We start from the raw sequence: 13,003 nt of genomic DNA on the forward strand, positions 1-13,003 counted from the left end.
ATAAAAAATACGGAGAGCAAATATAAGGGTTAATTCTTAGATAAACATTAAAATCCTGCTAAATACTTTGGGGCAAATGCTTCAAATATTAAACAAATTACTTGCATTTGGGTTATTTTCTATATATTTGCCCCTTGAATAAATTAACTTAAACAACGAATAACAATGAAAAAAGTATTTGTTTCCCTATGCATGGCAAGCGTGTTGATGGGCTTGTCTTCTTGTGCATCAACCAAAAATGCTGCAACTCTTTCTTCCATCAGCGGTGAGTGGAATATTATTGAAGTGAATGGTACTGCCGTAGTCCCTGCTCCGGGTCAGGAATTTCCCTATATCGGTTTTGACACAAAGACTGGAAAAGTATTTGGCAACAGTGGTTGCAACCGTATGATGGGTTCGTTTGACGTGAATGCCAAGCCCGGCACGATTGACCTTGGCGCTTTGGCAAGTACCCGTATGGCTTGTCCGGATATGACTGTAGAAAATAATGTGTTGTCGGCTTTGAACAAAGTGAAAAAGTATAAGAAGCTGGGAAAGGAAAATATAGCTTTATGCGGTGCTTCCAATCGTCCCATAGTCGTGTTGCAGAAGAAAGAATCCGTTTCCAAGTTGTCTGATTTGGAAGGAAAGTGGATAATTAGTGAGGCTGCGGGCGAGGCTATTCCCGACGGAATGGAGAAGCAGCCGTTCATTGAATTTAATATTGCAGAAAAGCGCTTGCACGGCAATGCGGGTTGCAATCTGATTAACGGCGCTTTCCAGGTTGATGATGAAAACCCGTCGGCAATCTCTTTCCCGCAAGTTATCAGTACCATGATGGCATGCCCTGATATGGAGGTGGAAGGCCGTGTGCTGAAAGCCTTGAATTCCGTTCAGTCTTTTGGCAAGCTGGCAGGCGGAGGCATCGGGCTGTACGATGCTGACAATAACCTGGTGATGGTGTTGGTGAAGAACTGACAAGATAGGTTGAAATAAAAAAGGCTCTTACAGAAATAATCTGCTAAGAGCCTTTTTTGCATCTTGACATAAAAAGGTCTTTTACTTTTTCTTTAATCCTGCGCGTATCCGGCTCAGGGATTGCGGAGTGATGTAGAGATAAGAAGCCAGATACTTGAGCGGTACATCCTGCAGCAGTTCCGGATTCTCTTCCATCAGCGTCATGTACCTTTCTTTGGCAGTGGGAGGGGTGCCGTAGGCTACTGTGGAACTGTCTACCGACAGAATTTCCCGCTCAAAGATTCTTCTGCCGAAGTTGGCCATGTCTATGGAATGCGAAAAAAGGGCTTCCAGCTCAGGCTTACTGATACAATAGGCGATGCTTTCATTCACCGATTCGATGTTGATGAGGGAAACCTCGCTGTCCACATATCCCCACGATGAGAAAGCTGTGTCGCCCGGTGCGGCGAACCAAAGGGAGTTTTCCGTGCCGTCTGTCAGGTAGTAGGCGCGCCAGATGCCTTTCTTCAAAAGATAGAAGTTGCTGTTCCTTTCCCCTTCGCTGATAATGAGTTCTCCCTTGCTGAAACGAACTTCTGCCATGTGTGACAGAAGTTCGTGCAAAGTGTTTTCCGGTAGTTTATACTTCTTGCAGAATTTCTTTATCATAGTTTCCATGCTGCAAAGATAGTGTAAACCGAAGACAGGACTTTTATGCTTGCATGAAAAAGTTATGTTGGGGTGCAGCCCATCTTGTCTAAAGATACGGATTTTTCTTTATGTTCCTTTTTCCCGGATATGTAAATCACGAGGATAAAGAGGGTTGTCAGCATTTCTGCAAGAGGAGTGGCAAGCCAGATTCCCCGGTCTCCCAATAGCAGGGGCAGTCCGAAAAAGCAGGCTGTCAGCAGGATAAAACCACGCAGCAGGGTGATAACTGTGGCATACTTGGCACGCTCCACACTCTGGAAATAGCCGATGGATACGATGTTGACGGCAAAGAACACGAAGCCGGTGGCATACAAAGGCAACCCTTTTACCGCTATGTCATAAGCCGGATAACTGCGGTCTATGAACATACCGACAATTTCAGGACTGCAGAATATTGTGACCAGGGCAAAACATACACCGCAGCCTATGGCCGTTTTCAGTGCCAGCAAGTAGGCGCGGCAGACACGTTGGCTCTCGTTCAGGCCGTAGTTATAACTGATAATCGGCTGCGCCGACTGCGCAATGGCATTATATACCATAAATATAATAGGAAAGAAATAGCAGGCAATGCTGAATGCCGCCACTCCGTCTTCCTTCAAATAATGGATGAACACCTGGTTGCCGACAAACATCATGCAGGCAATCGCCACCTCGCACAAGAAGGCGGAGGAACCCAATCGGCACATATAGCCAATGTTGCGGCGCATCAGTTGCATGCTTTTCCGGCTCATCTTAATGGGGTGGAAGCGCAGTGCGCACCGGCGGCGCATCAGATAGAATACTATCATCAATGCACCTACCGTGGTACCTATGGCACTTGCCAGTGCAGCACCGAACATTCCCCAGCCAAAGGGGAAGATGAACAGATAATCCAATAGGATGTTCAGAACGGCAGCCACCACATTGCACATCATGGCGAAGTTGGGCGAACCGTCCAGCCTCAGAAAAAACATACCCGAATTGAGCAATGCCGTGAACAGAGAGAAAGGCACAAACCAAAGCATGTATTCCACAGCCAATGGCGTGAGCCGTTCGGACCCTCCGAGCAGCTTTACCACCTGCGGGGCAAATGAACAGAATAGGGTGGAGGTGCACATCAGCAACAAGGAAGATATGACTACAGACTGTGTGATGTTGATACGTGCCACCTTGACTTTCCCGTGTGACAGATGAATGGAGGCCACCACAGAGGCACCGACTCCGAACATAAGTCCCACACCCGTAGAGAACAACCATAGCGGTGCCACAATGTTGACCGCCGCCAAAGCATCACTGCCAATTCCTTTTCCGACAAAGATGCCGTCGGTGATAACGAATAGTGCGGAGAAAATCATCCCCAGTACAGTAGGGAGCAATAGTTTGCGGAACAATGTCTTGATGTCCGTGTTCTTGAAGTCGATACTGTCTCTCATCTTTTCCATACTCATCTTATTTATTTCTTTATATGTGAAAACCAATCATTTCCGTTGCTGCGATTAAGCCCAATGTTAACTAATCCTTAATCGTTCCACCATGGTGGAACGATATTTCCCTCGTGGTGGAATGATATTTTCTCCACGGTGGAACAATATTTCCTCCATGGAGGAACGGTTAAAGGTATGCAAGGAAAATGATTAATGTTGTTCATGTTTTATCATCTCTGATTCGGGCGACAAAAGTAGAGCTTTTGAATGGAATGGAAATTAACAAATGGTAATTTCCGACAGAAAAAATGATTTTAATTCTGCCAAACTGACAGATAAACTGCCACAAGTATAAATCTGCGGCTGCTCTGAACAATTTGGCACAACGTTTGTCTTTTTATTGGCGTCTGCCACTGAGGCGGACGTCGAAACAGAATAATAACAAATAAAAAAATAACGATCATGGGAAAAATTATTGGTATTGACTTAGGAACAACAAACTCTTGCGTTGCAGTATTCGAAGGTAACGAACCTGTAGTAATTGCAAACAGTGAAGGCAAGCGCACCACTCCTTCAGTAGTAGCATTTGTTGATGGTGGCGAACGTAAAATCGGTGATCCTGCCAAGCGTCAGGCTATCACGAACCCCACCCGTACGGTTTTCTCCATCAAACGTTTCATGGGCGAAAACTGGGACCAGGTACAGAAAGAAATCGGCCGTATGCCTTATAAAGTAGTAAAGGGTGACAACAATACTCCGCGTGTAGACATCGACGGACGTCTCTATACCCCGCAGGAAATCTCTGCAATGATTCTGCAGAAGATGAAAAAGACTGCCGAGGATTATCTGGGACAAGAAGTGACAGAAGCTGTAATTACCGTCCCCGCATACTTCTCAGACTCCCAACGCCAGGCTACGAAGGAAGCCGGTCAGATTGCAGGTCTTGAAGTGAAGCGTATTGTGAACGAGCCGACTGCCGCAGCTCTTGCTTACGGTATTGACAAGTCTCACAAGGACATGAAGGTTGCCGTATTCGACCTTGGTGGTGGTACATTCGATATCTCTATCCTCGAATTCGGTGGCGGTGTGTTCGAAGTATTGTCAACCAACGGTGACACTCACCTGGGTGGTGATGATTTCGACCAGGTAATCATCGACTGGCTGGTTCAGGAGTTCAAGAACGACGAAGGTGCCGACCTGACTCAAGACCCGATGGCTATGCAACGTCTGAAGGAAGCTGCTGAAAAGGCTAAGATTGAACTGTCCTCTTCTACAAGCACTGAAATCAACTTGCCGTACATCATGCCGGTAGGCGGTGTGCCCAAGCACTTGGTGAAGACGTTGACCCGTGCCAAGTTCGAGGCTCTGGCTCACAACTTGATTCAAGCTTGTTTGGAACCTTGTAAGAAGGCTATGAGCGATGCTGGTCTGAACAATGCGGACATCGATGAAGTAATCCTTGTAGGTGGTTCTTCACGTATCCCGGCTGTACAGAAGTTGGTAGAAGACTTCTTCGGTAAAGTTCCTTCCAAGGGTGTGAATCCGGATGAGGTGGTGGCCGTAGGTGCTGCCGTGCAGGGTGCCGTTTTGACGGACGAAATTAAGGGCGTTGTGTTGCTGGATGTTACTCCGCTGTCTATGGGTATCGAGACTATGGGTGGTGTGATGACGAAGCTGATTGATGCCAACACTACCATCCCCTGCAAGAAGAGCGAGACATTCTCTACTGCTGCCGACAACCAGACGGAGGTTACCATCCATGTATTGCAGGGTGAGCGTCCGATGGCTGCACAGAACAAGTCAATCGGCCAGTTCAACCTGACAGGTATTGCTCCGGCACGTCGCGGTATTCCTCAGATTGAGGTGACATTCGATATCGACGCCAACGGTATCTTGAAGGTGTCTGCCAAAGATAAGGCTACCGGTAAGGAACAGGCTATCCGTATCGAAGCTTCCAGCGGTTTGAGCAAGGAAGAAATCGAAAAGATGAAAGCCGAAGCCGAAGCCAATGCCGAAGCAGATAAGAAAGAGCGTGAGAAAGTAGACAAGTTGAACCAGGCCGACTCTATGATTTTCCAAACCGAAAATCAGTTGAAGGAACTCGGCGACAAGCTTCCTGCCGACAAGAAGGCTCCGATTGAAGCTGCTTTGCAGAAGCTGAAAGATGCCCATAAGGCTCAAGACCTGGCTACCGTAGATTCTGCCATGGCCGAACTGAATACGGCATTCCAGGCTGCAAGTGCTGAAATGTATGCCCAGAGCGGTGCTCAGGGTGGTGCACAGGCTGGTCCTGATATGAATGCAGGTCAACAAGGCGGTGCTCAGGATAATACAAAGCATGGCGATAATGTGCAGGATGCTGATTTTGAGGAAGTCAAATGATTCCGATAAGGAAACAGATAATAAACAATAAGCAAAAGCGTGCAGCTCAATGAGTTGCACGCTTTTTGCGTTTATAGGGCTCATGGTTGCTATGTGTTTTCTATGGGCTTTTTTATCTCTTATTTGCGACATGTTTGCGACACGTCTTATTTGGCGATAAGGTACAACTTAAATTGATATAAACCATTTAAAACGAGAAGAATATGCCAAGAGGAAATTACATCATTCAAAGAAGTTGCGAGGAGTGCGGTAAAATCTTTACTCCTCCGACATTAGTGTCGAAGTATTGTTGCCCTGCTTGTTCCAAGAGGGCGTATAAGAAAAGACAAATCGCAAAAGAGAAAGAAGCGATACGCCAAGCACTGATTAGACGAATACCATCCAGTAAGGGGTATCTAACCGTAAAGGAAGCTATGCTGATTTACGGAATTAGTAAAGACGTTCTTTATCGTATGATACGGCAAGGCTTGATACCGTCATACAATTTTGGTCAGCGTCTGATACGCCTTAGTCGGCAGTATATGGATGAACACTTCAAAACAAAGGCAGGGAGTAGAAAGAGAAAAAAGGAGGCATTGTCCTTTGAACCCAAAGATTGTTACACCATCGGAGAGATCGCAAAGAAGTTCCATATCAATGACAGCAGTGTGTTTAAGCACATACGCCGTCATTCTATTCCTACACGCCAAATCGGTAACTATGTTTATGTTCCCAAATCTGAAATTGATAAATTGTATAAGTCGTTATGAAGAAAGCATTACCCAATACCAAAGTGACCGTCAAACTCAGAAGGTCGAATTATAAAGAAGAGTGGTATCTGATTATAGAGTCATACCCAGTGTATAAGCGAGGTTCTAAACGGGCAAGCCGTGTGGTGGAATCTATCAACAGAACTATATCCACACCCATTTGGGATAAGTCATCCATAGCACGAATCTTGCCGGATGGAACATTCAACTATAAGCCTAAACGTGATTTGAATGGAATTATCCAATGCCGTTCAACGATAGACCAAGAGGCTTGCATCTATGCCGACAATGTGCGGAAGTTACGGCAGCATGAATACGATAGTGCCATCCTATACACTGATAAGGAAAACGAAATCGCTGCACAGAATGAGCGGAGCGAACAGGATTTTATCAAGTATTTCAATCGTATTATAAGCACACGTCATCCCAATAGTTCCGATTCGATTATAGTCAACTGGAGGCGTGTAGGTGAATTATTGAAAATGTATTCACAAGGGCAACCAATTCCATTCAAGGCGATTTCCGTTAAACTGCTTGAAGATATAAAGATGTTCCTTCTCCGTGCTCCAATGGGAGGGAATAAGAAAGGTACTATCTCACAAAACACGGCATCAACCTATTTTTCCATACTTAAAGCCGGACTGAAACAGGCGTTCATTGATGAATATCTGACCGTTGATATAAGCGCGAAAGTAAAGGGAATAACAAACATAGAGAAGCCTCGTGTTGCGCTTACCATGAATGAAGTGCAAATGTTGGTTGATACTCCTTGCAAGGATGATGTTTTGAAACGTGCGTTCTTGTTCTCTATTCTCACTGGATTGCGGCATAGTGATATTCAAACTTTGAAATGGAAACAAATTCAGCAAACAAGCAAAGGTACATGGCAAGCAGTAGTAATTCAGCAAAAGACAAAAAGGCCCGATTACAAGCCAGTCATTCAACAGGCACTTCAACTATGCGGCATACGTCCAGACGATGATGAAGCACTTGTTTTTGAAGGATTGACTGATGCCTCTTGGATTTCTCGCCCGTTGAAAGTCTGGATAGAAGCATCCGGTATCAAGAAGCACATCACCTTCCATTGTGGGCGGCATAGCTATGCTTCGCTGTTGCTGGAAAATGGCGTTGACATATACACCATCAAGTCTTTGATGGGACATACTAACGTCAAAACCACGCAGATTTATACGCATATCGTAAACGAACAAAAAGAGAAAGCCGCCAATACACTGCATATAGAAAATTTGGATTTATAGGTTGTGGTGGTTATATCCACCATTGAGCACCAACGACTTATGTAATACCAATCATATACTTACCACCGTTTACCCCTCATGAAGCATCAACTTTTTGAGGGGTATTTTGTAGTATAGAGGTGTTCAGTAAAGAATGTGTTAGTCCAAACAGTCGTTTATTCCCCATTTATTATGTTGCCCAATAAATTTTCGTATTAATGAAACTTAAATCTGTCAGTGGTAAATGAGCGGTTGATTGGTGGCGGTCAAGCACCTATTTAGCACCTATAAGCATCCCTATACTTTTGCGGCATAAATTTTAATACGAAGAAAAAATGGCCTATAAAGTAAATTCATTGGAGGAAATGCCGAATGCGTTGTCCTACCTGATTGAGTCCGTAGAAGTACTGCAATCTAAAGTGAATGCCTTGCAGCATAAACAGGCAAGTAACTCACCCAAGTGGATGGATATAGATGAGCTTTGTGCTTATCTGCCATCACATCCTGCCAAACAAACGGTTTATGGATGGGTGTCAACCAAACAGATTCCCGTACATAAAATAAACAAGGCTTTGGCTTTCCTGCAATCAGAGATTGACGATTGGCTGAAGAACAAATCGCACAAGACCCAAGATGACTTAATGGAAGAAGCCAGACGATTTGTCGAATCTAAAAAGATTATCAGATGATGGAAACGACCGACTATTGCTTTTCATTCTTTCGCAAGCCCATTCAAAACATCGAACCGATGAGGGCTATAGGTATTGTGGATGTGTATCGTTATGTCATCGGACATTATGCCCAACCACAAACCGAGAACCTGCGGCAGATGCAGTCCTCTCCCGAAGCCAAAAGGTACAAAGCCACCCATTTTGACTATTGTACTTTTTCGGGATTATTCCGAAAACGGAATGAAAAGGAACTGATTATGCACTCAGGATTGATGTGTTTGGATTTCGATCATGTGGATAACATAGGGAGGTTAAAGCAACAATTACTTAACCATGAGTATTTTGATACAGAACTGTTATTTGTCAGTCCATCCGGTAATGGATTGAAGTGGATAATACCTGTTGATTTGAAAGGCTGGGAACATTCCCGGTACTTCAAGGCTGTTACCAACTGTATCAAAGCGACAGGTTTGCCATTGGTGGATATGTCCGGCAGTGATGTGGCTCGTTCATGCTTCTTACCCTACGACCCACAAGCATATATTAACCCTAAATACAAAGATGATGTCGAAGAAAATATTTTCCGCCCAAGATTGGGAGAATGTCCCTTCTGAAATACAACAGGCACATACACCAAGTATTGCCCCTATATATAATAAGGTGGAGGATGATGTGGAAAGTGTTGTTCGGGAGATAGAACAGTGTGCCATTGATATAGCCCCTCATTATAAAGATTGGGTGGAGTTGGGCTTTGCGCTTGTGGATGGATTGGGAGAGAACGGGCGGGAGTATTACCACCGCATCAGCAGGTTTTACCCTACCTATCAAAAGGAAGAAACGGATAAACAATACACGCATTGTCTGCACTCCAAAGGGCAAGGCATTACTATCCGTTCTTTCTTCCATTTGGCAAATCAAGCTGGAATCTCATTGGCTCCGTTCTTCAAAGAGCATTTATCCATTTTGCCAAATATCCAAAATGGTAAAACGGGTAAATGGATAAAATCAGAAGAAGAACTTCCTACATTTCCTGAATGTGTGTTTGAGCATCTTCCTCCTTTTCTAAATGAGGTTGTCAATAATTCCATTTCGGTAGATGACCGTGATACGATATTAATCGGGGCTATTGTGTGTTTGTCGGTATGCTTTCATAATGTTTGTGGCGTGTACGATGAACGCATTGTTTATCCCAACCTCTATCTGTTTGTTGTAGCGGATGCCGGTATGGGAAAAGGAGCATTGACTCTATGCCGTGAATTGGTAGCCCCCATCAACCGCCATTTGCATGAACTTTCCAAACGATTGGAACAGGAATATAAAGAAGCAATGAACACATATATTAAAGGTAAGAAAACCGATGGAATGGCTATGCCAACTGAACCGCCCATGCGTATGCTCGTGATTCCAGCCAATAGTAGCGCAAGCTCTTTCTTGAAGATATTAGGAGATAATGACGGAATCGGGCTGCTGTTTGAATCGGAGGGCGACACGTTAAGTCAGACTTTGAAATCGGACTACGGCAATTACTCCGATGTGTTGCGAAAGGCATTCCATCATGAATTGGTAAGTTTGAGTAGGCGTAAGGATAGAGAGTATTGTGAAGTAGCCAATCCGAGAGTATCGGTAGCTTTGGCTGGAACTCCAGAACAGGTAAGAAGATTGATACCTGATGCAGAGAACGGATTGATGAGTCGCTTTTGTTTCTATATTATCCGCTTCAAACGAGGTATAAGAAATGTGTTTGCCACAAGCGACATTTCCCAATCCAAGAATGCCATGTTCAAACTGTTGGGAGATAAATTCTGTCATTTGCATGAGGAATTTGTACGGCAGGGTAATTATTCCTTTTCTCTTCCCTCTGATTTGCAGGAACAGTTTATTGAATATCTCAGTCGTGTGAATGAGGAATGTTGTGACGAAGTGGATAACAAGATGCAAGGAGTAGTCAGACGGATGGGACTGATTGCTTATCGTATAATGATGGTGTTGACCTCTGTCCGACATTTGGATAATGTGATTCACAAATCTTCTTCTGACGAGACTGTACAATTGGTTTGCCATGAGTTTGACTATTCCATAGCCATGAGTATCTGCGACACCCTGCTTTATCATGCCGTATTCATTTATCAGAATTTGTCAGGAAATCAGTCAAAACGATTCAATGCCGATTCGCAAGAGACAGGCGTTTATGCACGAAGGAACATCCTTTATAATATGTTGCCTGACACTTTCACAAAGAAAGATTATGATGCGGCGGTTTTAACTTTGGGCGAGAATGGAAGTACGGCAAACAAGTGGATAGAAGCCTTTATTAAAGATGGCAAGCTATGCCGGATAGAGCAGGGGAAATATAGGAAGATTTTTTGAGTGGCAAGTTTGTGTTTTAGTGTCACTAAAACCTATGCGGCAAGCGGATAGAACAGCCACTCTCAAAAAAACAATTTATCAATATCGAAAATCAATATGAGTATAAAAGAAAAGAAACTTGGTGGCCGCCCAAAGTTGGCGAGCTATCAGAAACGTACCAAATGTTTTCGGGTAATGTTTACTGAGAACGACTACATTTATATCCAATCTAAAGCGGAACAGGCAAGACTGTCTGTCAATGAATTTTGCCATCAGGCAGCAATGGATTGTCAGGTCTGTCAGCGTATTAGTCCGGAAATGGTATCGGCAATTCGTGACCTTTCCGGTATCGCCAATAATGTCAATCAGATTGCACATCAGATGCACATCTATGGATTGGAAACAGTCAAACAACAGTGTTTTTCGATTATCTCGGAAATTAGTAGAATTATCACCCAAGTAAAGAATACCTGTCATGATAGCGAAGATTAAAACAAGAGTTGATTTCGGAGGTATTGTAAACTATGCCAACGATCAAAAGAACAAGAAGAAATGCGCTACACTTTTGGCGCACGAAGGAGTATGTGCCATTAGCAATAAGTTGATTGCCGATTCTTTTTGCCTTCAAGCATCCATGCGCCCGAAAGTAAAGAGTCCTGTGAAGCACGTATCACTTGCTTTCTCTTCGCAAGATATTAGCCGTTTTCCTGATAATGAAGAAGGGGATGCGCTTATGGTGGAGATTGCCAAGAAATGGATGGAACAAATGGGGATTCGCAATACTCAATATATCATAGCCCGGCATCACGATACGAAACATCCTCATTGTCATTTGGTATTTAATCGGATAGACAATGAAGGTAATCTCATTTCTGACAGCAATGAAAGAATACGCAATGCAAAAGTCTGTCGTGCTTTAACTAAAGAGTATGGACTTTACTTTGCTCCTAAAAATAGCAAAGCCAGAAATAAGAGCCGTTTGCGTCCTCATCAATTACGGAAATATAATCTCCGTTCTTCAGTTCTTGATGCACGAGCAAATTCTCATTCGTGGAATGACTTTTTTTGCATTCTCAAAGGTTTGGGTATAGATATGCGTTTTAATCACGCTGAGAATTCTGATAAAATTCGTGGTATATCATTCAGTCAGGATGAGTATAGTATGGCTGGTTCTAAACTTGACCGTGATTTGAGTTTTAACAGCCTTTGTGCTACATTGGGTAATGTGGTAGCGGAACTGATTATTCAACCCCATCAAGCCATAACTACCAGTGGAGGTGGAGGAGCCAACAATGAACAAGGATGGCGAGACGATAAAAACAAAGACAACGAAAGAAACGAACCTTTTTATAAAACCTCAAAACGTAGAAGATAATGAAAGAAGATGTAGTAGCTGCAAATCTTGCGAATTTGCGCCAAAGTATCAACGAACTGAAAGAATGTATTGAAAAACAGAACACCACTGTTCCTAAACCGGAACAATCTGTAAAAGCGGATTTCAATGAAAAGGCTATTTATAATGGAATTGCCAAAAGTTTCTGTACTTGCTGGAACGAAGCCTTGTCTGTGGTCAAGAAACATATCTGGCAACAGCAGCCCAACACATTGCCGTTTTCGCTATGGTTTCCAAAACTCATTGATTTATTCAAGCAGAAGTCCAAACTTCTTGAATATCTTTATCGGCACGTTTGCGATTACAATCAGAATCGTATGACTATCGAAACTAATATTAGGTGTATATTGAAACGGCAGGATGAGATATTGGCAAAAATCAATGCATTGAAAAGCCCTGTAACTATTATTCCGCCTAATATCAGTGGGTTGTTTATATGTGGCTATCATATAAAACTCCGGCATATAGTGTCCATTATTGCCGTTATTATTATATGGGCTGTTGCTGTTTCTGCTAGTAGCATGAAGTATAAAGAAGAGGGCTTTGCGTATTATTCGATGTATCGGGCAATGAAGGAACAATATCAGCATTTAGTGGAAATTACTTATGTAAAATCTAAGCCTGATGCGGAATAAGAAGTTTTTATAGATTATTATTTGTCTATTTTACCATATGACACTTCCGGTTCAGCGACCATGAAATTATTGTCATTTTCTACTATTTGATATGTTTTGATTTTTCGGTCTTCAAGAAAAATATGATTCAATGTATATGCTAATGATTCAAGTGTTTGTATGCGGACTTTAGGTTTTAGTTGACATTCCCAAATTGTAATGCAATGCCAGCCCATAGCAGCAAGCTGGCATTGCTCTTTTTTATCACGCTCTTTGTTTCGTTCTATTTTCTTTTGCCAAAAGTCAATGTTTGTTTTAGGTAGGCGAAAGTATCTGCAATTATCATGACCATGCCAAAAACAGCCATTCACAAAAATAACAGTTCGGTATTTGCGAAGTACTATATCAGGATGACCGGGAAGACGTGGATGATTCAGCCGATAGCGAAAACCACGGCTAAAAAGAAATTTCCGTACCAATATTTCGGGTTTCGTATTCTTTCCATGTATAGCAGCCATGTTACGGCGTCGTTGTTCTTTGGTCAGTACATCAGCCATTTC

Annotated in this window: 13 protein-coding genes; 10 read left to right on the forward strand and 3 right to left on the reverse strand. The window is 43.2% G+C overall.

From position 1 onward, the window contains the following. The first annotated feature begins 165 nt into the window (after positions 1–165). Positions 166–957 carry an META domain-containing protein gene (locus DW800_RS02045; RefSeq protein ID WP_005831757.1) on the forward strand — a complete coding sequence of 264 codons (792 nt, stop codon included), beginning with the start codon at positions 166–168 and terminating at the stop codon, positions 955–957. Positions 958–1,038: 81 nt separating this feature from the next. Here DW800_RS02045 and DW800_RS02050 read toward each other — a convergent pair whose 3' ends face one another. Together DW800_RS02050 and DW800_RS02055 are read right to left on the reverse strand one after the other, a co-directional pair. Next, positions 1,039–1,614 carry a Crp/Fnr family transcriptional regulator gene (locus DW800_RS02050; RefSeq protein WP_005831755.1) on the reverse strand — a complete coding sequence of 192 codons (576 nt, stop codon included), beginning with the start codon at positions 1,612–1,614 and terminating at the stop codon, positions 1,039–1,041. A 53-nt stretch (positions 1,615–1,667) separates the two neighbouring features. Next, entirely contained in the window at positions 1,668–3,068 is a 1,401-nt protein-coding gene (locus tag DW800_RS02055) for an MATE family efflux transporter (RefSeq protein WP_034526101.1), read from the reverse strand. A gap of 444 nt (positions 3,069–3,512) precedes the next feature. On the opposite strand from DW800_RS02055, the gene dnaK reads away from it, so the two are divergent. From dnaK to DW800_RS02105, 9 genes are all read left to right on the forward strand, one after another. Continuing rightward, positions 3,513–5,432 carry a molecular chaperone DnaK gene (gene dnaK, locus DW800_RS02060; protein WP_005831748.1) on the forward strand — a complete coding sequence of 640 codons (1,920 nt, stop codon included), beginning with the start codon at positions 3,513–3,515 and terminating at the stop codon, positions 5,430–5,432. A 203-nt stretch (positions 5,433–5,635) separates the two neighbouring features. Further along, on the forward strand, positions 5,636–6,181 hold the full coding sequence (locus tag DW800_RS02070; protein WP_117740245.1) for a helix-turn-helix domain-containing protein: 546 nt from the start codon (positions 5,636–5,638) through the stop codon (positions 6,179–6,181). Continuing rightward, positions 6,178–7,440, forward strand: coding sequence for a site-specific integrase (locus DW800_RS02075; RefSeq protein ID WP_005818825.1), 1,263 nt, complete (start codon positions 6,178–6,180; stop codon positions 7,438–7,440). The genes DW800_RS02070 and DW800_RS02075 overlap by 4 nt, the downstream gene beginning before the upstream one ends. Before the next feature lie 314 nt (positions 7,441–7,754). Further along, positions 7,755–8,108: a methylation-associated defense system helix-turn-helix domain-containing protein MAD1 gene (mads1, locus tag DW800_RS02080; RefSeq protein ID WP_004313943.1), complete on the forward strand. Its 354-nt coding sequence runs from the start codon at positions 7,755–7,757 to the stop codon at positions 8,106–8,108. Continuing rightward, positions 8,105–8,704, forward strand: a complete 600-nt coding sequence (locus tag DW800_RS02085; protein WP_004313940.1) for a BT4734/BF3469 family protein — start codon at positions 8,105–8,107, stop codon at positions 8,702–8,704. The genes mads1 and DW800_RS02085 overlap by 4 nt, the downstream gene beginning before the upstream one ends. After that, complete coding sequence (locus DW800_RS02090) at positions 8,655–10,457, forward strand: DUF3987 domain-containing protein (RefSeq protein ID WP_119957744.1); 1,803 nt, start codon at positions 8,655–8,657, stop codon at positions 10,455–10,457. Before DW800_RS02085 ends, DW800_RS02090 begins: the two co-directional genes overlap by 50 nt. A 96-nt stretch (positions 10,458–10,553) precedes the next feature. Continuing rightward, on the forward strand, positions 10,554–10,928 hold the full coding sequence (locus DW800_RS02095) for a MobC family plasmid mobilization relaxosome protein (protein ID WP_177606446.1): 375 nt from the start codon (positions 10,554–10,556) through the stop codon (positions 10,926–10,928). Further along, positions 10,912–11,811, forward strand: coding sequence for a relaxase/mobilization nuclease domain-containing protein (locus DW800_RS02100; protein ID WP_117976701.1), 900 nt, complete (start codon positions 10,912–10,914; stop codon positions 11,809–11,811). The genes DW800_RS02095 and DW800_RS02100 overlap by 17 nt, the downstream gene beginning before the upstream one ends. Continuing rightward, positions 11,811–12,464, forward strand: coding sequence for a hypothetical protein (locus tag DW800_RS02105; protein ID WP_032593655.1), 654 nt, complete (start codon positions 11,811–11,813; stop codon positions 12,462–12,464). The genes DW800_RS02100 and DW800_RS02105 overlap by 1 nt, the downstream gene beginning before the upstream one ends. A 17-nt stretch (positions 12,465–12,481) precedes the next feature. On the opposite strand, the gene DW800_RS02110 is transcribed toward DW800_RS02105, so the two are convergent. Further along, positions 12,482–13,000, reverse strand: coding sequence for a very short patch repair endonuclease (locus tag DW800_RS02110; RefSeq protein ID WP_099146266.1), 519 nt, complete (start codon positions 12,998–13,000; stop codon positions 12,482–12,484). Positions 13,001–13,003: the final 3 nt, after the last annotated feature.

Origin of the sequence: Bacteroides sp. AM32-11AC (assembly GCF_003603515.1) — a bacterium.
GTDB classification, from domain to species: Bacteria; Bacteroidota; Bacteroidia; order Bacteroidales; family Bacteroidaceae; genus Bacteroides; species Bacteroides uniformis.

What these genes read in the sequence shown, in the direction of transcription:
- DW800_RS02045 (WP_005831757.1), top strand. Translation starts at nt 166, where the DNA reads ATGAAAAAAGTATTTGTTTCCCTATGCATGGCAAGCGTGTTGATGGGC.
- DW800_RS02050 (WP_005831755.1), bottom strand. Translation starts at nt 1,614, where the DNA reads ATGGAAACTATGATAAAGAAATTCTGCAAGAAGTATAAACTACCGGAA.
- DW800_RS02055 (WP_034526101.1), bottom strand. Translation starts at nt 3,068, where the DNA reads ATGGAAAAGATGAGAGACAGTATCGACTTCAAGAACACGGACATCAAG.
- dnaK (WP_005831748.1), top strand. Translation starts at nt 3,513, where the DNA reads ATGGGAAAAATTATTGGTATTGACTTAGGAACAACAAACTCTTGCGTT.
- DW800_RS02070 (WP_117740245.1), top strand. Translation starts at nt 5,636, where the DNA reads ATGCCAAGAGGAAATTACATCATTCAAAGAAGTTGCGAGGAGTGCGGT.
- DW800_RS02075 (WP_005818825.1), top strand. Translation starts at nt 6,178, where the DNA reads ATGAAGAAAGCATTACCCAATACCAAAGTGACCGTCAAACTCAGAAGG.
- mads1 (WP_004313943.1), top strand. Translation starts at nt 7,755, where the DNA reads ATGGCCTATAAAGTAAATTCATTGGAGGAAATGCCGAATGCGTTGTCC.
- DW800_RS02085 (WP_004313940.1), top strand. Translation starts at nt 8,105, where the DNA reads ATGATGGAAACGACCGACTATTGCTTTTCATTCTTTCGCAAGCCCATT.
- DW800_RS02090 (WP_119957744.1), top strand. Translation starts at nt 8,655, where the DNA reads ATGTCGAAGAAAATATTTTCCGCCCAAGATTGGGAGAATGTCCCTTCT.
- DW800_RS02095 (WP_177606446.1), top strand. Translation starts at nt 10,554, where the DNA reads ATGAGTATAAAAGAAAAGAAACTTGGTGGCCGCCCAAAGTTGGCGAGC.
- DW800_RS02100 (WP_117976701.1), top strand. Translation starts at nt 10,912, where the DNA reads ATGATAGCGAAGATTAAAACAAGAGTTGATTTCGGAGGTATTGTAAAC.
- DW800_RS02105 (WP_032593655.1), top strand. Translation starts at nt 11,811, where the DNA reads ATGAAAGAAGATGTAGTAGCTGCAAATCTTGCGAATTTGCGCCAAAGT.
- DW800_RS02110 (WP_099146266.1), bottom strand. Translation starts at nt 13,000, where the DNA reads ATGGCTGATGTACTGACCAAAGAACAACGACGCCGTAACATGGCTGCT.